The sequence below is a fragment of the Agitococcus lubricus genome (genome assembly GCF_003051055.1).
Classification (GTDB): domain Bacteria; phylum Pseudomonadota; class Gammaproteobacteria; order Pseudomonadales; family Moraxellaceae; genus Agitococcus; species Agitococcus lubricus.
In genome coordinates this window covers 1-18,736 of the sequence record NZ_QAON01000019.1, presented here as the reverse complement: position 1 = coordinate 18,736, position 18,736 = coordinate 1, and the positions used below count along the sequence as shown (strand labels likewise).

17 protein-coding genes are annotated in these 18,736 nt (G+C 39.5%); 12 read left to right on the top strand and 5 right to left on the bottom strand.

Translation table 11 applies throughout. The features are described 5' to 3' along the window. The first annotated feature begins 132 nt into the window (after positions 1-132). Positions 133-957 (top strand): YagK/YfjJ domain-containing protein, encoded by an 825-nt coding sequence (locus C8N29_RS14465; protein ID WP_170107002.1) that lies wholly within the window; start codon positions 133-135, stop codon positions 955-957. Positions 958-1,062: 105 nt separating this feature from the next. Next, positions 1,063-1,305 carry a helix-turn-helix transcriptional regulator gene (locus C8N29_RS14460; protein WP_239987182.1) on the top strand — a complete coding sequence of 81 codons (243 nt, stop codon included), beginning with the start codon at positions 1,063-1,065 and terminating at the stop codon, positions 1,303-1,305. On the opposite strand, the gene C8N29_RS17445 is transcribed toward C8N29_RS14460, so the two are convergent. After that, the gene (locus C8N29_RS17445; RefSeq protein ID WP_107866783.1) at positions 1,302-1,532 is read right to left on the bottom strand and encodes a WGR domain-containing protein; all 231 of its coding nucleotides are present in this window, start codon (positions 1,530-1,532) and stop codon (positions 1,302-1,304) included. The two genes, C8N29_RS14460 and C8N29_RS17445, sit on opposite strands and share 4 nt — an antisense overlap. A gap of 504 nt (positions 1,533-2,036) precedes the next feature. On the opposite strand from C8N29_RS17445, the gene C8N29_RS14450 reads away from it, so the two are divergent. The 10 genes from C8N29_RS14450 (at position 2,037) to darG (ending at position 15,703) form a co-directional block, all read left to right on the top strand. Next, on the top strand, positions 2,037-3,728 hold the full coding sequence (locus C8N29_RS14450; RefSeq protein WP_107866782.1) for a hypothetical protein: 1,692 nt from the start codon (positions 2,037-2,039) through the stop codon (positions 3,726-3,728). Continuing rightward, positions 3,725-5,218, top strand: a complete 1,494-nt coding sequence (locus tag C8N29_RS14445) for a hypothetical protein (RefSeq protein WP_107866781.1) — start codon at positions 3,725-3,727, stop codon at positions 5,216-5,218. Before C8N29_RS14450 ends, C8N29_RS14445 begins: the two co-directional genes overlap by 4 nt. A gap of 272 nt (positions 5,219-5,490) precedes the next feature. Continuing rightward, positions 5,491-5,694 (top strand): helix-turn-helix domain-containing protein, encoded by a 204-nt coding sequence (locus C8N29_RS14440; protein ID WP_107866780.1) that lies wholly within the window; start codon positions 5,491-5,493, stop codon positions 5,692-5,694. 6 nt (positions 5,695-5,700) lie between these two features. Beyond that, a complete protein-coding gene (locus tag C8N29_RS14435; protein ID WP_239987181.1) occupies positions 5,701-8,808 on the top strand; it encodes a type I restriction endonuclease subunit R in 3,108 nt (1,035 codons plus the stop codon). 34 nt (positions 8,809-8,842) lie between these two features. Further along, complete coding sequence (locus tag C8N29_RS14430) at positions 8,843-10,480, top strand: HsdM family class I SAM-dependent methyltransferase (RefSeq protein ID WP_107866778.1); 1,638 nt, start codon at positions 8,843-8,845, stop codon at positions 10,478-10,480. Further along, complete coding sequence (locus tag C8N29_RS14425; RefSeq protein WP_107866777.1) at positions 10,470-11,714, top strand: restriction endonuclease subunit S; 1,245 nt, start codon at positions 10,470-10,472, stop codon at positions 11,712-11,714. Before C8N29_RS14430 ends, C8N29_RS14425 begins: the two co-directional genes overlap by 11 nt. Positions 11,715-11,734: 20 nt before the next feature. Further along, positions 11,735-13,870 (top strand): AAA family ATPase, encoded by a 2,136-nt coding sequence (locus C8N29_RS17230; RefSeq protein WP_107866776.1) that lies wholly within the window; start codon positions 11,735-11,737, stop codon positions 13,868-13,870. Further along, complete coding sequence (locus C8N29_RS16790; RefSeq protein ID WP_170107001.1) at positions 13,863-14,006, top strand: hypothetical protein; 144 nt, start codon at positions 13,863-13,865, stop codon at positions 14,004-14,006. Before C8N29_RS17230 ends, C8N29_RS16790 begins: the two co-directional genes overlap by 8 nt. A gap of 4 nt (positions 14,007-14,010) precedes the next feature. Continuing rightward, positions 14,011-14,649, top strand: a complete 639-nt coding sequence (gene darT, locus C8N29_RS14415) for a type II toxin-antitoxin system toxin DNA ADP-ribosyl transferase DarT (protein WP_107866775.1) — start codon at positions 14,011-14,013, stop codon at positions 14,647-14,649. Between the two features lie 13 nt (positions 14,650-14,662). After that, positions 14,663-15,703 carry a type II toxin-antitoxin system antitoxin DNA ADP-ribosyl glycohydrolase DarG gene (darG, locus tag C8N29_RS14410; protein ID WP_107866774.1) on the top strand — a complete coding sequence of 347 codons (1,041 nt, stop codon included), beginning with the start codon at positions 14,663-14,665 and terminating at the stop codon, positions 15,701-15,703. Between the two features lie 98 nt (positions 15,704-15,801). Here darG and C8N29_RS14405 read toward each other — a convergent pair whose 3' ends face one another. The 4 genes from C8N29_RS14405 to C8N29_RS16785 form a co-directional block, all read right to left on the bottom strand. Then, positions 15,802-16,086 (bottom strand): hypothetical protein, encoded by a 285-nt coding sequence (locus tag C8N29_RS14405; RefSeq protein WP_107866773.1) that lies wholly within the window; start codon positions 16,084-16,086, stop codon positions 15,802-15,804. Positions 16,087-16,112: 26 nt separating this feature from the next. Beyond that, a complete protein-coding gene (locus tag C8N29_RS14400; RefSeq protein ID WP_107866772.1) occupies positions 16,113-17,075 on the bottom strand; it encodes a recombination directionality factor in 963 nt (320 codons plus the stop codon). A 118-nt stretch (positions 17,076-17,193) separates the two neighbouring features. Further along, the gene (locus tag C8N29_RS14395; RefSeq protein ID WP_239987180.1) at positions 17,194-18,339 is read right to left on the bottom strand and encodes a YqaJ viral recombinase family nuclease; all 1,146 of its coding nucleotides are present in this window, start codon (positions 18,337-18,339) and stop codon (positions 17,194-17,196) included. A 94-nt stretch (positions 18,340-18,433) separates the two neighbouring features. Further along, positions 18,434-18,736: hypothetical protein (locus C8N29_RS16785; RefSeq protein WP_204509368.1), on the bottom strand; the 303-nt coding region annotated here is incomplete at its 5' end.

Below are 18,736 nucleotides of genomic sequence, written 5' to 3'. Positions count from 1 at the left end.
ACAGACAGAACCAATCCTTAGTAATATTTAATGAAGATTGCTCTTGTTATGGCAATGTTGCCAATAACTGGAGATTGATAAATGACGTACTCAAGATATTCTTCAATAAAAATAGACCAAAGCTTTGTACTCATGAATATTGAAGCCCTAGTAGAGCGGATCATACAAAATCCGAATGCTTCGTTAAGTTTTATTCCTTTTGATATTTGGCTATCACTCTATGATCCTTATCGTTTTCAGTATAGCGAGCAAATTAATGCTTTCTGGTTTGGATGTCATCAAGCAGGTTTATTTGAATCAAATGTAATTTCGTATCAAACCTTACAACTAGATAAGTTTGTTCAAGGTATTTTGGCTTACAGTAGTCAAGATACATTTAAACGTGAGTTATCAGATCAACGTTATCAAACTAAAGCCAACCGAGAAAGCCTAGAGTCGTATATTCGTTCAATACAAGAAAAGTATGCACGTTTATTAGTACTTAGAATAGATTTTGGGTATGCAAAGACAAAAATTGGTTCGCTGTGTATTAGCGATGTTTATGAACATCTTGGTAGTATGAAGCAGTTTTATTATGAAAATCCGTTATTCAAGCATTTGGTTGCAAGTGGTTGGCGTATCGAACAGGGAAAAGAGAAGGGTTACCACATTCATGCCTTTTATTGTTTTAAAGGCTCTGAGCATCAAAACGATTGGTATTTAGCCCAAGAAATTGGCCGACTATGGAAAGCTATAACTGTAGATTTTGATGGTGTGTATCACAGTTGTAATACACCTGAGAATAAGGCAATTTATCAACGAGCTAATCGTTTAGGTGTTGGTATGATTCATCGAGGTAATGGAGTGAGCTGTGAAAATATGGTTCATGCCCTAAGCTATTTAACGAAGCCTGAAAAAGACGACCAATACTTGCGAATGAAGCCCAAAGGCCGAAGGACGTTTGGTAAAACGCAGTAATGTGAAATAGGGGAGTGAGCGATGTGGTTCGCTCTCCAGCGGTATTTTTTTATTGGCATGGCTTCTATTATGCGGAAAAGCATCCGCATAACTGAGGATACTAAAATGAACATGCCCATAAACACAACAATTAGCCATCAACCAACTTACAAAATGTTGAGTATGAAGCAACTGATTGAACAAACAGGCTTAAGCCGCTCAACACTGTACAACATGATGGACGTAAAATCAAAGCGTTACGACCCTACATTTCCACGAGCCATTAAATTGACAGAAGCAAGGGTGTGTTGGCTGGAGTCAGAAGTCAACGCATGGCTTGAGAGTAAAATTAACAGCAGTAGAGGCTAAGTCAGTTGATAATCATGTTTGATACGCAATGACTCAATACATTTTATCTGAGCCATTGCCTCATCAACAGAGTTAAATACCTCTACCTTACGCCTAAACTTTTTAGCCCCAATACGCCCCCATTCACACGACACGACATACGCGTTAAACAAATCACTAGCCAATGAAATTGCATAAAAGCGGTAACAATTACGCGCAGGCTCAATTTTAGTCCACGTAGAAAGCATGATATTACCCAAGGTGTTCAATAAAGCATCAATAACCTTAGAGCAGATTTTATCTCTTTTCTAGCTTAAATAACCCACAAGGCGACATACATTGTCACTTGCTGGGTTATTTAGGTGGGGGCGTTATCAGGGCTTGAGTAGTTTAATCAATTCGCTCGGATCTTGATGAATGACATCACACAACTCGACAAATTCCATCACATCTAATTTACAGTTTACACGATCTACTTTACCAATTTAGCTTGACCATAATACATTCGTCAGGCTATCTTTGATTTTTATTAAACTTATCTAGTCTTAACTGTAAGCATGAGTAGTAGGTGCTAATAAATACTAACTAAAAACCAAGTAGAAATGGACAGATAGTAATAAAAAAATGTTGCTAAAGATAACTCGTTTTTTTGTTTATTTTCTCATGTCAACAATTATTATAATCTGTATGACTTATAGATAGTTTAATTTGAGATACCATTGCTACTATTTGACATTTAATAATATTTAAGGATGAAAGCAATCATTATGACTAACATCAATGTGTTTCTTCGCGACAATCTTCTGGCGATTGCTGAGAAGAATCTTTCAATAGCTCCTCAGATTGAGGAAAAAAAACTTAACAATGCAATTAAGTCATTTAATTATTCTGGCAGCTCATCAAATGTTGTGGCTTTATATGATACAACTATGTTAGGTAGTGGCAAAGATGGTCTGCTCTTCACAGGGAAACAAGTAATTTACCGTGCTGCTTTTTCTGATCCTATTTCAATCGACTTTGATTCTATTCTTAATGTGGAGTGTGTCGAAACTTTGATGGGTAGTAAGTTGGAGCATTCAATTGAGGTAACCCGAAAGGATAAGCCAAGCGTTATTCTTAAAAACCTAGGAGGATGCAATTACAAGAAACTTGCTGAAATACTCCAAAAGACAAGCCAAGACTTTGAAGATTATAAGGAAGAAAAACAGCTGGTACCAATTGACGAGATGAGCGAAGCCTTAAAGGAGGCGTACATAAAAGCTATTATCAGTATGGCTTATGATAATGACAATCATATTGATGATAAGGAGTTCGCAGAAATTCTATTGCTAATGACTCGTTTAGTACTTAGTCCAGAGTCTCGACTACACCTCCGTACTTATATGGCATCTACAGATCAGTTAACCACACTAGAAACTCTAGTTGAGATTATTGATAAGGAGTGTCCTGATGGGCAGATAAAATCTGTTCACATTTCATTAGTTAAAGACATGATTAATATCTATTTTTGTACGGATAGTACGGATATAAGTAAATTTGTGTTTCTCCAGAAGCATAGACATCTGTTGAATGTGACAGATAAAGAGATTGATTTGATCAAGGATACTATTACTAACGACCATAATATGCTCAAGGAAGACTACTCAGATGATCAAATAATTTCTGCATTGAAAGAGCTCTCAGCCAAGGCTGCGGCAGTAGGAACTCCTTTGGCAGCAGTCTATTTATCAGGTTCGGTGGTTGGTATGTCAGCAGCTGGTTTGACATCTGGACTGGCAACAATGGGTTTAGGGGGGATGTTGGGGCTATCCAGCATGGCTAGCGGAATTGGAGTAGCTGTGCTTCTAGGCGTTGGTGCTTATACGGGGATGCGTAAGCTAACTGGAGCAGACGAGCTTACTCGTTCAAAGCGGCGTGAGTTGATGTTGAATGAAGTCATAAAGCAAACTCAAGCCACAATTTCCTTACTTATTCAGGATGTTAACTTTGTTATCGTCAAGCTCAACGAGTGTATTCTTACCCATGGTACTCAAGATGTGCGCATTAAACAGCTGACAGCATTACTGACTCAGATGACAAGTGCAGGTACTGTGCTGACTCAAAAATCAGATGTTGCTCAAGGCAGTGCCACTAAGTTGCAATGTGCTCAATTCCTTGATGAGAATAAGCTTAAAGCTTTAACTAAGGAACCAACTAAGCAAGAGCTTGAAGGCGTTATTCGTGGTTTCTATGAACTAAGGACATTTAAAGAAGTTAAGGAAGGTCAATCTCCTCAACAGGTTAATAAGTTGGCTCTCAGACGTGAGTTAACAGTTGCGCAGTATGAAAGTTTGGCAAAGGCATTTGAAGCTATTGGTTACTTCAATGTCTCTGATGTTTTGAAAAGCACGGCAGTAGATGCTGCTAGTAAAGCTAAAGATAAACTCGCGGGTTTTTTCTCATGAGAGACAAAAAAAAATTAGAAGATCAAGGAAGCATGATGCTTATCCAAAAGCATCAACTTCATGAAGCTCACAATCAATTAGGGCGTATTGGAGGAGTGCTTGACAAGATGCTAGATGAACAGCAGAAAAATGAAGAGATTTTAGAGACTCTCATCGCTCAGGCTGAGTTAGTAATTGCGAATTCAAACATTAGTATCGTATTAGAAGACGATGAGCATTTGTTAGTAGAAGAGTCACTCTACATTGAGATTGAGCATACTCCATCTGAAGGAATACAGCAGATTTCGACTATTGATTATATTGAAATTTCTAATTCGAGTGATTGGTCTGATTATCAAGAAAGAGCACTTGAATATGCAAATCGTAATGGTATTGATCTTGAGGGAGATCCCTTTCGCAATTTGATGAGTATTAGCCAGCGTATTGAACTAGAGAAAAGAATAAGGGAAGAGTTTTCTATCAAAGGAGCAAAATGTGACAAATATGACTATATGGTCGCGGGTACATGTGGGTTGATAGGTGGCTTACTTGATGTTTTTTTTGTTGGTACGCCAGGCCAAGGTGGTTTAACAGGTTTTGCTGATGAGTTGACTGATAAAGCAGTTCAACAGTTCGCGAGTTATTGTGGCTGGAAAGGCCATCGTGAGGGGCAAGATCCTACGGCGAGTGCAATTGGTTTTCTGGAACGTATATACAAAGTCAATTATGATCACCGACATGGCGGAGATGTTGATCGCCGATTTGACATGAGTACTAGAAATCACCACATTAAAAGTCTGGGGCATTCCCCAGATATAGTGGGTTTATTTTTTTCTATTCTTGACCAGTTTAATAGTACGGCACACTTTATTGATGACGGACGTATTATCAGCGTTGATACAGAAACGTTTGAGCTTAAAGGATCTAATTTTACATCAAAATTAATTGCAGGTTTTGCCAATTGGCTTGGTCACTTGTTTTCGGATGTTGCAGGCTCTTCTGGTGCATTAGGTAGGGGGTCTGGAATTCCAATACCCTTTTATTCACTCCTACAATTTATCAATGTTGGGCAGTTTGGCCAACATCGACAATCCTTTGCTAAGATCGTCGTCCAAGTTTTTGAGCAAGGCTATGACTTGCGTCATGGTATAGCGATGGCTATTCCTGTGCTAGTTACCGAATTACTGACCAGAATCATGTGGGTCGTGAAGCGGCGATTTTATCATGACTATTTATGGTCTGAGTGCATTCCAACAGCTAATGATCCTGAACTTCGTAGAATGTTACTGATAGCTCATGGTTCATTATGCTTAGTTGATACAACTGATGCTACTTTACGCTCTGGCGGTAATATTATTCAATTTTTACTTAGAACCAATATGATTGCTTGGATCAGGTTTGGCACTTTAGCTTTAAAAGAGCTTCAAGTATGGTACAAGGAAGGAGGGCTGAATATAGATGCTATAGACGATTATCTTGATGCTGAGTGTGAGCGATTATTGAAAGTGTAAGGTCACTTCTGTATATGGGGCGAAAAAAAATGTGCCAATTGACTCATAGCTAGTACAGATAATTTTATGGTCGTATTGGCTAACACAAGAAAAGTGACTAAGTATGATAAAACTCTAATTATGCAAATATTAATTTAAGTCTATAGCGTTTTATATCAGCATTGGCACATATCAACACGTAATGTCATTTCAACTAGCAAAATACAACATAAAATTAAAATTAGTGGTATGCTCTTTTACAAATACTGATATTTACTGCAAGAGACAAGGTCATGATTCGCTGTCATCTTGCCCGAATTATGGGCGAACACAAGATGCGTATTGCAGACGTTGCCAGACAAACTGGGCTTAGTCGTGCCACGGTAACATTGCTTTACAACGAGACAGCTCAAAAGGTGGACTTGGTAGCTATTGAGAAGCTCTGCACGCTTTTTGAGTGCCAAGTGGGTGACTTACTCGAAATAACACAACAATAAATAGGGATGATGATGAAATTTAATGAGGATACCCGAGTAAAGATTCCTACCATCCTTCATTTGATGAGGCTTGGTTATCGCTATCTGTCGCTCAAAGACCAAAGTTGGGATATTGAGACAAATATTTTTCCACAGTTGTTTAAAGCCGCTATTAGCAAAATCAATTCAGGCATCGAAGAGGCCGAAGCAGGCCGTGTGTTGGAAGATGTAAAACTATTATTGGATAACGAGGATTTAGGACGAGCGTTCTTTGAGCGTTTATCAGAGCGTTCAAATATCAAGCTGATTGACTTTGAAAATTTTAATAACAACAGTTTTCATGTTGTTACCGAGCTGACCTGCCAAAATGGTGATGAAGAATTTCGCCCAGACATTACCCTACTTATAAATGGTATGCCGTTAGTTTTTATAGAGGTAAAAAAGCCAAATAATCGTGAAGGCATACTGGCAGAGCGTGACCGCATTAATAAACGTTTTCAAAATCCTAAGTTTAAACGCTTTGCCAATATCACTCAGTTTATGATTTTCTCCAACAATATGGAGTACGATGACGGCGACCCAGAACCCGTGCAAGGTGCTTTCTACGCCAGCAGTTCTTACCATAAGCCTGTATTTAACTATTTTCGTGAAGAAGAAATATTAAACCTTACGGCACTGTTAAAGCCTGTATCAGATGAAGAAGAGCTGAACGTTTTAAAAGATAATAATTTGGAAGTAATCCGCAGCAATCCAGAATTTCAGACTAACAAGCAACCCGAACGTCCAACTAACCGTATATGCACGTCATTGGTGAGCAGAGAGCGTTTGGCGTTTATTTTGCGCTATTCACTGGCTTATGTGTCAGAAAGTGACGGCCTGCAAAAGCACATCATGCGTTACCCGCAGTTGTTTGCTACTAAGGCCATTGCACGTAAGCTAAATGAAGGCGTAAAAAAAGGCATTATCTGGCACACTCAAGGCAGTGGTAAAACCGCGCTTACCTTTTATAATGTGCGCTTTTTAACGGACTACTTTCAACAGAAACAGGTTATCCCCAAATTTTACTTTATTGTTGATCGTTTAGACTTGCTGCAACAAGCACAGCGCGAATTTACTGCTCGAGGTCTAACAGTACACACCATAAATTCGCGAGATGCCTTTACCCGCGATATTAAAGCCACACAGGTAATTCACAATCATTCTGGCAAGCCAGAAATTACGGTAGTGAATATTCAAAAGTTTAAAGATGACCCAGATGTCATCAGCACCAAAGATTATAATGTCGCGATTCAGCGAGTTTATTTTTTAGACGAAGTGCATCGCAGCTATAACCCTAAAGGGAGCTTTTTGGCCAATTTAAGCCAATCAGACACCAACGCCATTAAAATTGGTTTAACGGGTACACCGCTATTGGGTGATGACTACAACTCCCGCGCCTTATTTGGCGATTACATTCACAAGTATTATTACAACGCTTCCATTGCTGATGGCTACACCTTGCGGTTAATTCGTGAGGAAATCAGCACGCAGTACAAAATCGAATTACAAAAAGCCCTAGAAGAAGCCGAAGTGAAGATGGGCGATGTTGACCGTAAGCTCATTTATGCCCATCGCAGTTTTGTTGAACCGATGCTTAATTACATTATCACCGACTTTGAACAAAGTCGTGGTAACTTCAACGATGCCAGCATTGGGGCTATGGTTATTTGCGATAGCTCCGAACAAGCCAAGCAAATGTTTGACATCTTTAATGAGGTTTATGCCAAAGAGTCACTAATGCCTGCCCAAAACAACATGGTTTTGGAGGCTAAGCCAAGTACGACCGTTTATACAGACGCTTTAAAACAAGCTCAAAAAGTAAAAAGTGCCGCACTGATTTTGCATGATGTGGGTACTAAAGAGGAACGTAAAAACTGGGTAGAAGATTTTAAGGCTGGTAAAATTGACTTTTTGTTTGTGTACAACATGCTCCTGACAGGCTTTGATGCCAAACGATTGAAGAAGCTCTACTTAGGCCGTGTGATTCGTAAGCATAATTTGCTACAGGCACTTACACGCGTAAACCGCACCTATAAAGATTTTCGTTATGGTTACGTGGTGGATTTTGCCGATATTCGTAAAGAATTTGATGCCACCAATAAAGCCTACTTTGACGAGTTACAGTCGGAGCTTGGCGATGAAATGGAACACTACTCCCACCTGTTTAAATCGACTGATGAAATTAAACAGGAAATTGAACATATCAAAGATGTGTTATTTCGTTTTGACACCAACAACATGGAAGAGTTTTGTAATCAGATTAGCCAAATTCAAGACCGCGATACGGTACTTGCACTAAAAAAAGCGTTGGCCGATGCGCGTAGCCTTTATAATCTGATTCGTTTGCAAGGGGAATACAGCTTTTTAGATGAACTGGATTTTGCCAAGATTAACATTCTGTACCGCGAAACCAGTAATCACTTGGATTTACTCAATCTCAAGAATGATTTAGAAAGCGGTCAAGACACCAGTAACTTGCTAAACAGGGCGTTGGAAGAGGTGATTTTTAAGTTTGTAAAAATTGGCGAAGAAGAGTTAGTGCTGGCCGATAAACTAAAAAATACCCTACGCCAAACCCGCGAAGCCCTAGCGAGCAACTTTGACCAACAAGACCTACAGTTTATTAGCTTAAAAGAAGAGCTAGAACGCCTCTTCAAAAAGAAAAACCTCAGCGAAGTGACTCAAGAAGAAATGGTTGCCAATATCGACGCACTGAATAAAATTCACAACCGAGTCAAAGAACTGAATCGACAAAACAATCAGTTGCGTCAAAAGTATTTAGGTGATGCCAAGTACACGCGTATTCACAAACGCCTGCAAGAAAGGCAAAACCAGCAAAGTGACATTAGCGAATCGGAGCGCAAAATCTTTGCTGCATTAACAGGCATAAAGCAAGATGCTGACGAGCAGGTACTTAACAATAGTCAAATTTTAGACAACGAAGGCTACTTTGAACGTCAAATGATGCCATTGGTCATTTCGCGCTTTATGAAAGAGCAGCAAATAAAGCTCAATGCCGATGCCTCGCGCTACATCAATCACTTGGTTGTGGCCGAATATTTAAAAGAATTTAACACTGGCAGCCAATTTTGGTAATGCCAACATTACTCATTAGGATGTAAAAGCAGAAATGGTAGAACTCGAGTTTCAGCAAAAAACCAAAGCCTTAATTGATAGCTTAAAAAGTATTTGTGCAAACTATGGCTTAGGCAATGACGGTAACGAATTCAAAATTATTACCCAAACCTTTTTGTATAAGTTTTTGAATGACAAATTTGCCTTTGAAGCCAAAAAACTCGATGAAACCATCGCCAAGGCTCCAAAGTGGGAAGAAGCGATTACCAGCATGAGTGAAGACGACATTGACATGCTGCAATTACAAATGGGCGGCGATACGGCACGTTTAAAACCCCAGCACTTTATTAGCTATTTGTTTGGCAAACAAAACGCACCCGATTTTGCTAAATTGTTTGATGATACCTTGATGGATATTGCTATCACTAACAATGACGTGTTTGCGGTAAAAACCGATGGTGGGGCTAAGGTCGTGCTGTTTGACCGTATTAGTCAATACATTGCCGATGACTCTAAACGTGATGCCTTTTGCCGTGCGATTATCAATAAGTTAGTAGAGTTTAGTTTTGAACGTATTTTTACGCAAAAATTTGACTTTTATGCCACTATTTTTGAATATCTCATCAAAGACTACAACAGCAACTCAGGCAGCAAATATGCCGAGTATTTTACGCCTCATGCGGTAGCGCGCATTATGGCGGAAATTTTAGTGCCTAAAGCCGAACGTGGTACGGTGAAGAACGTTGCCTGCTACGACCCATCGGCAGGTTCTGGCACACTGTTAATGAACGTGGCACATGCGATTGGTGAAAACCGATGCAGTATTTACACCCAAGATATTTCGCAAAAATCCTCTAGCTTGTTACGTTTAAATCTCATTTTAAATAATTTGGTGCATTCTATCCCCAATGTGATTCAGGGGAATACGGTATTGCATCCCTATCACAAAGACGGCAAAAACCTCAAACGCTTTGACTATATTGTTTCTAATCCGCCGTTTAAACTGAATTTTAGTGATTTTCGTGATGATTTATACACTAAAGAAAACAAAGAGCGTTTTTTTGCAGGCATACCAAAGGTTCCACCCAAAGACAAAGATAAAATGGCGATTTATCAGTTGTTTTTGCAACACATTATTGCCTCGCTCAAAGCCAATGGTAAGGCAGCCGTGGTGGTTCCAACAGGTTTTATTACCGCCCAATCGGGTATTGATAAAGATATTCGCAAATATTTAGTCACAAACAAGATGTTGGCAGGTGTGGTTTCTATGCCGTCAAATATCTTTGCAACGACGGGTACTAATGTTTCTATTTTGTTTATTGATGCCAGCAATAAAGGCGATGTGGTGCTGGTTGATGCTTCTAATTTGGGTGATAAAGTCAAAGACGGTAAAAACCAAAAAACGGTGTTAAGCGCGGCAGAGGAGCAACAAATTATTGATGTGTTTAATGCTAAACAGGCGATGGAAGATTTTTCGGTTGTGGTGAGTTATGAGGAGATTGCAGCCAAAAATTACTCCTTAAGTGCGGGCCAATATTTTGATGTCAAAATTGAATATGTCGATATTACGCCTGAGCAATTTGCCCAAAAGATGCAGGGCTTTACGCATAATTTGGATGGCTTGTTTAGTCAGTCCCGAGAGTTAGAAGCTGAGATTAAAAAGCAGTTGGCGGGGTTGAAGTATGCTAAGTAGCGAATGGAAGTACGTACTCGGTGAAGAGTTTTGCTTAAAAGTTACTGATGGTACTCATGATTCTCCGAAACAAGCCGAGCATGGAAAGCCTTTGATTACATCAAAACATATCAAAGGTGATGAAATTGACTTTGAGACAGCATACTTAATAAGTGAGGAAGATTTTAACGAAATCAACAAGCGTAGTCAGGTCGATCAATGGGATGTGATTATCAGTATGATCGGTGCATATTGCGGATTTTGCTTCATAGAGAGCAATGAAGAAATAGACTATGCCGTAAAAAACGTTGGATTATTTAAAACTGGTTCTGAAGTTAATGCTAAATGGCTTTATTACTATTTAAATTCCCCAATAGGTAAAGCCCACCTTGATGCAGTGAAAAGTGGTTCAACACAGCCATACATAGCCCTTGGTGCGCTCAGAAAACTTCCAATTCTCATTCCTAAAAAAGAAGGTGTGAAAGAAAAGCTTCTTAAAGCCATAGACTCCATAGATTCAAAAATTAGAGTAAATAACCGCATTAATGCCGAGCTAGAAGCGATGGCCAAAACCCTGTACGACTACTGGTTTGTGCAGTTCGACTTTCCCGATGCTAACGGTAAACCCTACAAAACGGCTGGCGGTAAAATGGTTTATAACGAGGTATTGAAAAGGGAAATTCCAGAGGGGTGGAGAGATGCATCTCTAGTTGATATTGCGATATTTACAAACGGTATTGCTTGTCAGAAATATTATCCGACTGGGGATGAATTGACCTACAAAGTTATCAAAATAAGAGAATTTAGTTCAGGTTTTGATGAAAGTTCTGAATCAGTTCGCCAGTCTGTACCCAAAAAAGTTGTTGTTAATGATGGTGATATTCTTTTCTCGTGGTCGGCAACTTTGGAGGTTAAATTATGGACTGGTGGTACTGGAGCCTTAAATCAGCATATTTTCAAAGTTACTTCGGATAATTACCCTAAAACATTTTATTATTTTGAAGTTTTGAAATATTTAGAGTATTTCAAAAAAGTAGCTGAACTTAGAAAAACTACGATGGGACATATTACCAAAGAGCATCTTGTTGAAAGTCGAGTAAGCCTGCCACCGAAAGAGCTAATTCAGGCTATGGACGAAAAGCTTTCACCAGTTATTAGCAAAATAGTTAGCAATTATCAGCAAAATGTAGAACTTGCAAAGCTCCGTGACTGGCTTCTTCCCATGCTCATGAATGGGCAGGTTACTCTAAAATAATTTAATTAAAGGATGGCGATATGGACATTGAAATTAAACACTGTAACAACATTACGAAGGCCACTGTGGCGATTGTGCCGAATAAATTGAATCTTAAGTTTGCCCCAAATGGAACTGGTAAAAGTACAATTTCTAAGGCGATTCAATACACTGTAACAGGTGACATAAAGGCACTTGCTGAACTTTTACCTTTCAAGTATCGCAGCGAAAATTTTAATAATATTCAACCTGAAGTGCTTGGTGTTGAAAGTATCAGCAGTATTCTCTGTTTTAATGAAGAATATGTGAATAACTTTACTTTTAGGCCTGAAGAGCTAGTTAGTAATAGTTTTGATATTTTCATACGCACAGACGCTTATCAAGAAAAAGAGAGAGACATAGAAACATTTACTAGTTTAGTTAAGCAACAATTTGCGAACAATCCAGATATTGAAGTGCTTTTATCAAATTTAAATGAACTGTCACGCGCATTTAAAGTAACTGCCAGTGGGGGCTTGGCCAAAACATCAACAGGTGCGAAGGCTCTCTCTAGTTCAAATAAAATTGATCATATCCCAGAAGGATTACAGCCCTATCAACCCTTCATACAAAGTTCAAACTGTGTAAATTGGATTGATTGGCAAGCCAAGGGGCACAAGGAGTTTTCAAATTTATCTGAATCTTGCCCATTTTGTACAAGTGATGCGACAAATAAGAAAGAACAAATAGCAAATGTAAGCAAAGAATATGACAAGAATTTAATTAAAAGTCTTGTGGGTATAATTGATGTTATCAATAAGTTGGGTGAATATTTTTCACATGCAGCAAGGGAGAAGTTAGATGTCATTAAATCGTTAAAAAATGGCCTCGAAAAAGAACATGAAACCTTTATTGTAACAGTAAAGTCACAGATTGATAATTTGGTAGCAAAGCTAGAAACACTCAAAGGTTTGACTGGGTTTGATTTTAACGAAGGAGAAAATGTTAAACAAAAATTGCAGGGCTATATAATCGACCTTCAGTTTTTCGATATCTTAAATTCGGTTAAAACGACTGATACTATATCCATAATAAATTCATCAATTGAAGAACTTATAAAGCAAGCAGGCCCTTTACAAGGGAAAATTAATCTTCAGCGAATAGAAATGAGAAAATTGATTGAAAAGCATCAGACTGATATTAATGCTTTTCTAACTTTCGCAGGTTATCGCTATCAAGTCGCAATTGTTGGTGAAGGCGAACAGGCTCAGTTAAAATTAAGGCATGTCGATAATTCATCTCACCTTAGTGGTGGGAGTCAGTATTTAAGTTTTGGCGAACGAAATGCTTTCTCAATAGTGCTTTTTATGTATGAATGCCTAGCTAAAAAACCTGATTTGATCATACTTGATGACCCTATATCTTCTTTTGATAAAAATAAAAAGTACGCAATTTTTGAAATGTTGTTTCGCCGAGATGCTAGCGACTGTCTAAAAAGCAAGACTGTCTTGATGCTTACCCATGATGTTGAGCCAATTATTGATACTTTAAAATCGGTTAGTAAGCGATTTAGTAATCAAGTTTATGCCTCGTATTTACGCTTAGGTAATGGAGAAATTACTGAGCAATCCATTTCTAATGAAGATATAAAAACTTTTGTTCAGATTTGTAACAATATATTTTCGTCTCAAAATGACCTAATTATAAAGTTGATATATCTGCGACGAAGATATGAAGTTTTAGGCGATCTTGGAAATGGATATGAGGTTCTATCAAATTTGTTTAAAAAGCGAGTTGAGCCAGAGGATTTTCGTATTCCTAGAAATGAACACGGGGAAAACACGCCATTGTCAACTAATAATTTAAATGATGGCATTAGCGATATAAAAAGATTTATTCCAGATGTTCCAGACGATTATCCATCATTGATTGTTTTCTTCTGTAATGAAGAACGCATAAAAGAGCTCTATATGCAAAGTAATAATGGCTATGAGAAATTGCAACTGATTAGGATTTTAATAAATATAGAAAAAGTCAAAAATTCAGTCATTAAAAAATTTATCAACGAAACTTACCATATAGAAAATGAGTTTATATTTCAGCTTGATCCAACATGCTTCGACCTTATTCCTCAGTATGTTGTGAATGAGTGTGACAAGATACTAGCAGAGTTTAGCGAGGTGAACTCAAATGGCTAAAGGCCTTACCGTATCATCACATGACCGCCAAAATATCCTCAACAGTTGCTACGCTTTTCAACAAGCCTTGTGGGCAAGTTTTGTGACATTTGGCCAAGAAAAGCGACTCGCCAATTCTGTAATAGCTGTGGGGTGAAAAAATGGTACCTGCACAGCCTAAAATTTATCATATTGTTCATGTTGACCGACTCGCTTCGATTTTAGCGTCTAATTGCTTGTTGTGTGACGCGCAAATTAACGCTAACAATGTCACTGGCACTATGATTGGCATGAACAGCATCAAGCAACGCCGACTTAATGAGTTAACCTTAACAAGCCATCCTGAACTTTATGTTGGGCAATGTGTACCATTTTATTTTTGTCCTCGCTCTATTATGTTGTATGTGATTCATATGGCAGACAATCAAGAGCTAGCATACCGAGGTGGGCAGGAGCCTATCATACATTTACAGGCAGATCTTCATGCTAGTGTTGAATGGGCGCAGCAGCAAAATCGGCGATGGGCTTTTACGCTATCGAATGCAGGATCGCGTTTTTTTGAAGACCGAAATGATTTATCACAATTAAATGAGTTGGATTGGCAGGCAATTACTGCAACTCAATGGCAAAGCTGTAAAGAGGGTAAACAGGCAGAGTTTTTAATGGAGCATAGTTTTCCTTGGCATCTAGTAGAGCAAATTGCTGTAAAAACTTCCACCGTTTACCAACAGGTAGTCAACACCTTGCAAACGGCTACCCACAGACCATCTGTTACCGTTAAATCAAATTGGTATTATTGAGGAGGCCGTAGATATGATTAAAATAACTCATGGTGATATTTTGCGAGCCGATGCAGAAGCGATTATTAATACCGTGAATTGTGTTGGTGTGATGGGGCGTGGAATAGCACTGCAATTTAAAAAAGCGTGGCCAAATAATTTTAATGCGTATGCTGTTGCTTGCAAAAAACAAGAAGTAATGCCTGGAAAAATGTTTATTTTTGAGACGGGCCAATTAGCTAATCCTCTCTACATTATTAATTTCCCAACTAAACGTCACTGGAAGGGAGCAAGCAGGATTGAAGACATCGAAGCTGGGCTGGTTGCATTGGTTAATGATATTAAAAGGTTGAATATTAAATCTATTGCTATTCCGCCTTTAGGTGCTGGTTTAGGTGGGCTGGACTGGAAGATCGTAAGAGAAAAAATTGAAGCGGCGATGGTGCCGTTAAATGATGTAGAGATTTTACTTTACGAGCCTGCTGGTGCACCCCAAAATGACACAATAGCTAAGCAAAAAGCAATACCTAATATGACTGCTGGGAGGGCGGTTTTAGTTGAGCTAGTGCAGCGTTATTTAAAAGGCTTGCTTGATCCGACGGTTTCTTTACTGGAAGTGCATAAGCTTTTATATTTCATGCAAGAAGCTGGAGAACCATTACGCTTGAAGTATGAAAAAGCACATTATGGGCCGTATGCACAAAATTTACGTCATGTCCTTAATGCCATAGAGGGACATTTTATATCGGGTTATGCTGATGGTGGAGATGCACCAGAGAAAGAGCTAAGACTTGTTCCTGGTGCTGTTGAAGATGCGCAAGCATTTCTTATACAACATCCTGCTACTCGGGCACGATTTGAGAAAGTATCACAGTTGGTTGAAGGCTTTGAGTCACCGCAAGGCTTAGAGCTATTGGCAACCGTACATTGGTTAAGTAAACACGAGCAAGCAAAAAACACCGAAGAACTTGTTCAAAAAGTTCATTCATGGAATGCACGAAAAAAAATGTTTACACCAAGGCAAATTGCAATTGCCGAGCAAGTTTTAAAAAAACAAGACTGGATGGCAGCATAGCTGTCTATCCAGCTCTATTTGTTTTTGAGCAAAAAAATAACTTTCAGTTGCATAGAAAATGGAGGCATCATCATTAACTGAATTAGCCTCACTTATAACTAATACTCCTTTGGCAACAACACCGTTGTCACCGACCTATCAGCCTCGGTAATAATCCACACTTTAGCTGTGTCTAAGGGATAAACCGACATAATGCGATAGCCGCGTTTAATGGCCTCTTGATTGCTTAAGGCATCTTCCGCAGGCACATTGCCCCAATCACCTGATTGATGACGAGCCAATAAGCTAAAGCATGAAGTGTTATGTTGAGCTAACAGGTCAAGGGCATTGGGCGTAGCCACCGTTTGACCGAGTGAAAATAAAGGATTGCTACAAAGTAACATGATGATTCTCCGCGTGGATGTTAAGGTTAATTAGGGGAAGTGCTTTGCGCTTGTAAACGCTGACCGAGCTTTTGCTTTAAAACACCATTGGTGGTTTTAGGGGTAGAGTCGGGATTTATTGAACTGTTTAAAGTGTTTGTTGTTGAACTTGATTGACCTTGTACCGAGTTATCATCATCAACATTGGGATAAAACTCCTCCAACAACTCAGGAATTTCTTCTTCGCTAAATTCAAATTGTGCGTTGTTAAATCCTGCTTGTGCGGCTTGGTCTAAGGCCTGTTGCTGAAAGCCTATCTCTTGCCGTTGTTGATTCAGAGTTTTGGCTTGTTGCAAGGCTTCGGCTAAGGTGTGGTTATCTCTTAAGGTTAAATCCACGTAATAAATCGCTGAACGATGACTCTGTGTTGTGCTTTTACCGCGTAGTTTTAATTGCAGCGGTAAACAGGCTAATAAGTCTCCTGAGATGGCTTGGTAATAACTTAAGCGTGCCGCTAAAGTGCGGATGCTGTTAAAGCCTGTGGTTCTAAAGATAAACGTGCCAATATCTTCCTCATCATTAACAACAACGTGTAAACGACCATAGGGCTTACAGTGACCTGTTCGGGCTAAGTCACAGGCTTCGGGACTAGGGCAGGGTAACTGTTGAATGCCTTGTGGTGTATATCGTCGACAAGTCTCACCATTACCCACACACAGCGGTCTGCCTGTTTGTCGGTCAAATAGACTGTATTCAGCACGTAGGTTTAACTCAGGCGAATTAAATAACAGGCGAACAGGAATCGTGCGTAGTTTGCCGTTACTGGTGGTTTGTGCTTGGCGGAGTTGTTCATCTAAGGGATGCAGTAACCAACCGTCTTTATGTTGGACTTGAGTGGTTAAGGTAAATTGGTCGTCTTTTTCGGGTAAACGTTTACCATTTTTTTCGACCATTTTACCAATGCTAATCCGACCGATAATCGGTGGGGTGATGGCTAAGCCTTTAATCATGATGTTCTCCAAAAAATAAAAAAGCCCTTGTCGTGATACAAGGGCTGTATGCCGTATCAGGGTAAAAGTGAGTGGTGGAATCGGTTTGAGTTAATCGAATTTAATATTGAGTCACTGGTTAATCAGTCACTTTAGAATTTGATGAAGGCCGTTCATAGACTAAAAAGCGTCTGCTACCGACTTTGCTGCGCTGATACTGTTGACAGAGTTGTGGATGGTCTTTAGCGAGTGCGGTGGTATCTAGGTAAACCGAGTCTTTGGCCTTTTTCCATGACAAAGAGCCTTGAGCAAATTGGGCATAACTGGCTTCACCGAGATTCTGTTGTAGCAGTTGTTTATAAAATTCCTCCTGTTGTTGGTAAAAGCTTAATTGTTTACGTGTGTTGATGAGCGAGTCAAACAAGCTAGAAACATGGGTATTGTCGCTAAAATCAACCGTCTGACCGTAGTCTTGTGGGAACAAACAGCGTAGGGCAACGCCTGATGATTCAGAGCCATCGGCACAAGGTGGTATATTGCTTTGCACGTAACGCCAAAATAACCGCTCTAATTCAATCAGTTTGGCAATTAACTCTTCATCACGTTCAATGCGATAAATCTTTAATTGCTGACCACAAATCAACACACAGACATCAGCCGCTTGTAAACCTGTTACGGCTAATTGATGTTGCACCTGACATTGCACATACTCAGGTACACCGTCTTTCCACAGTTTTGCGCCATATTCGCCTGCGGTTTTACACTCTAAGAGTTGTACCTCATCACTGCCAACGATCCGATAATCAATATTGGCCAACATCCATGACTTGTCACTATCGGCATGTTGCAGAATGGCATTCACCTTACGCACTTTACGGCCAGTCACTTTGGTGTAATGTTGCGCGACAATCGGTTCTAAAATTTGACCCCAATACATCTTGGAGTCTATATCGGGTTTCGTTTCAGACTCTTCAGGGCTATCTTCGCTAAAACGCCCTGTTTTAATCATCCACAATTCCAACTGGGATTGATAAGGATTTAAACCAACAGCAGCGGCAGCATCACTACCGCCAATGCCTTGACGGCGAACAGCTAACCATTCGCTACGGCTTAAGCCTTTGGTGTTGATTAAACGAATGGCATTGCCACTGTGGGTTTTAGTGGTGTTCTTTGGCGTAGTTGAATCAGTGATTTCGTGACTCATTACGGTTGCTAAGGATGAGTTGACAATAGGATTGCCCATACTAGCAGACGATGTACTTTGCTCTGAATGAAGATGCTCCATAAAAACCTCGACATAAAAAAAGCACAGCCTGCAATACAGACTGTGCTTGAGTGAAGGAAAGAAATTATCAAAGGTTGATTAACAGTGATTAGACTCAGGTCATCATTACGCTAGGCACACGTTGCCTCCCTTCTGAAAAGATGGTCGCTTGTGGATTAGCCGAACTGAGTAATGACCACCACCACGGCAACGCATGAGGGTTACTCAGCGGTAAATGTTGATCGGCATAACCATGATTATCACTGAGATGAATTTCAAGACAGTGGGGACTGCTCAGTAATTCATGCACTAAGCTCCATTCCACATGGTTACTCTGTACTGCCAAAATATTCAAATGCGACAAATCTAAAGCGTAATTCACCCCTGATTCGAGCAGTTGTTGATATTCTTGCCATGT

Excerpts from the sequence above, each read along its gene's own strand:
- C8N29_RS14440 (WP_107866780.1), top strand. The coding sequence starts at position 5,491 with ATGATTCGCTGTCATCTTGCCCGAATTATGGGCGAACACAAGATGCGT.
- C8N29_RS14450 (WP_107866782.1), top strand. The coding sequence starts at position 2,037 with ATGAAAGCAATCATTATGACTAACATCAATGTGTTTCTTCGCGACAAT.
- C8N29_RS14430 (WP_107866778.1), top strand. The coding sequence starts at position 8,843 with ATGGTAGAACTCGAGTTTCAGCAAAAAACCAAAGCCTTAATTGATAGC.
- darT (WP_107866775.1), top strand. The coding sequence starts at position 14,011 with ATGGTACCTGCACAGCCTAAAATTTATCATATTGTTCATGTTGACCGA.
- darG (WP_107866774.1), top strand. The coding sequence starts at position 14,663 with ATGATTAAAATAACTCATGGTGATATTTTGCGAGCCGATGCAGAAGCG.
- C8N29_RS14460 (WP_239987182.1), top strand. The coding sequence starts at position 1,063 with ATGAACATGCCCATAAACACAACAATTAGCCATCAACCAACTTACAAA.
- C8N29_RS16790 (WP_170107001.1), top strand. The coding sequence starts at position 13,863 with ATGGCTAAAGGCCTTACCGTATCATCACATGACCGCCAAAATATCCTC.
- C8N29_RS17230 (WP_107866776.1), top strand. The coding sequence starts at position 11,735 with ATGGACATTGAAATTAAACACTGTAACAACATTACGAAGGCCACTGTG.
- C8N29_RS14400 (WP_107866772.1), bottom strand. The coding sequence starts at position 17,075 with ATGATTAAAGGCTTAGCCATCACCCCACCGATTATCGGTCGGATTAGC.
- C8N29_RS14405 (WP_107866773.1), bottom strand. The coding sequence starts at position 16,086 with ATGTTACTTTGTAGCAATCCTTTATTTTCACTCGGTCAAACGGTGGCT.
- C8N29_RS14395 (WP_239987180.1), bottom strand. The coding sequence starts at position 18,339 with ATGGAGCATCTTCATTCAGAGCAAAGTACATCGTCTGCTAGTATGGGC.
- C8N29_RS14425 (WP_107866777.1), top strand. The coding sequence starts at position 10,470 with ATGCTAAGTAGCGAATGGAAGTACGTACTCGGTGAAGAGTTTTGCTTA.
- C8N29_RS14465 (WP_170107002.1), top strand. The coding sequence starts at position 133 with ATGAATATTGAAGCCCTAGTAGAGCGGATCATACAAAATCCGAATGCT.
- C8N29_RS14445 (WP_107866781.1), top strand. The coding sequence starts at position 3,725 with ATGAGAGACAAAAAAAAATTAGAAGATCAAGGAAGCATGATGCTTATC.
- C8N29_RS14435 (WP_239987181.1), top strand. The coding sequence starts at position 5,701 with ATGATGATGAAATTTAATGAGGATACCCGAGTAAAGATTCCTACCATC.
- C8N29_RS17445 (WP_107866783.1), bottom strand. The coding sequence starts at position 1,532 with ATGCTTTCTACGTGGACTAAAATTGAGCCTGCGCGTAATTGTTACCGC.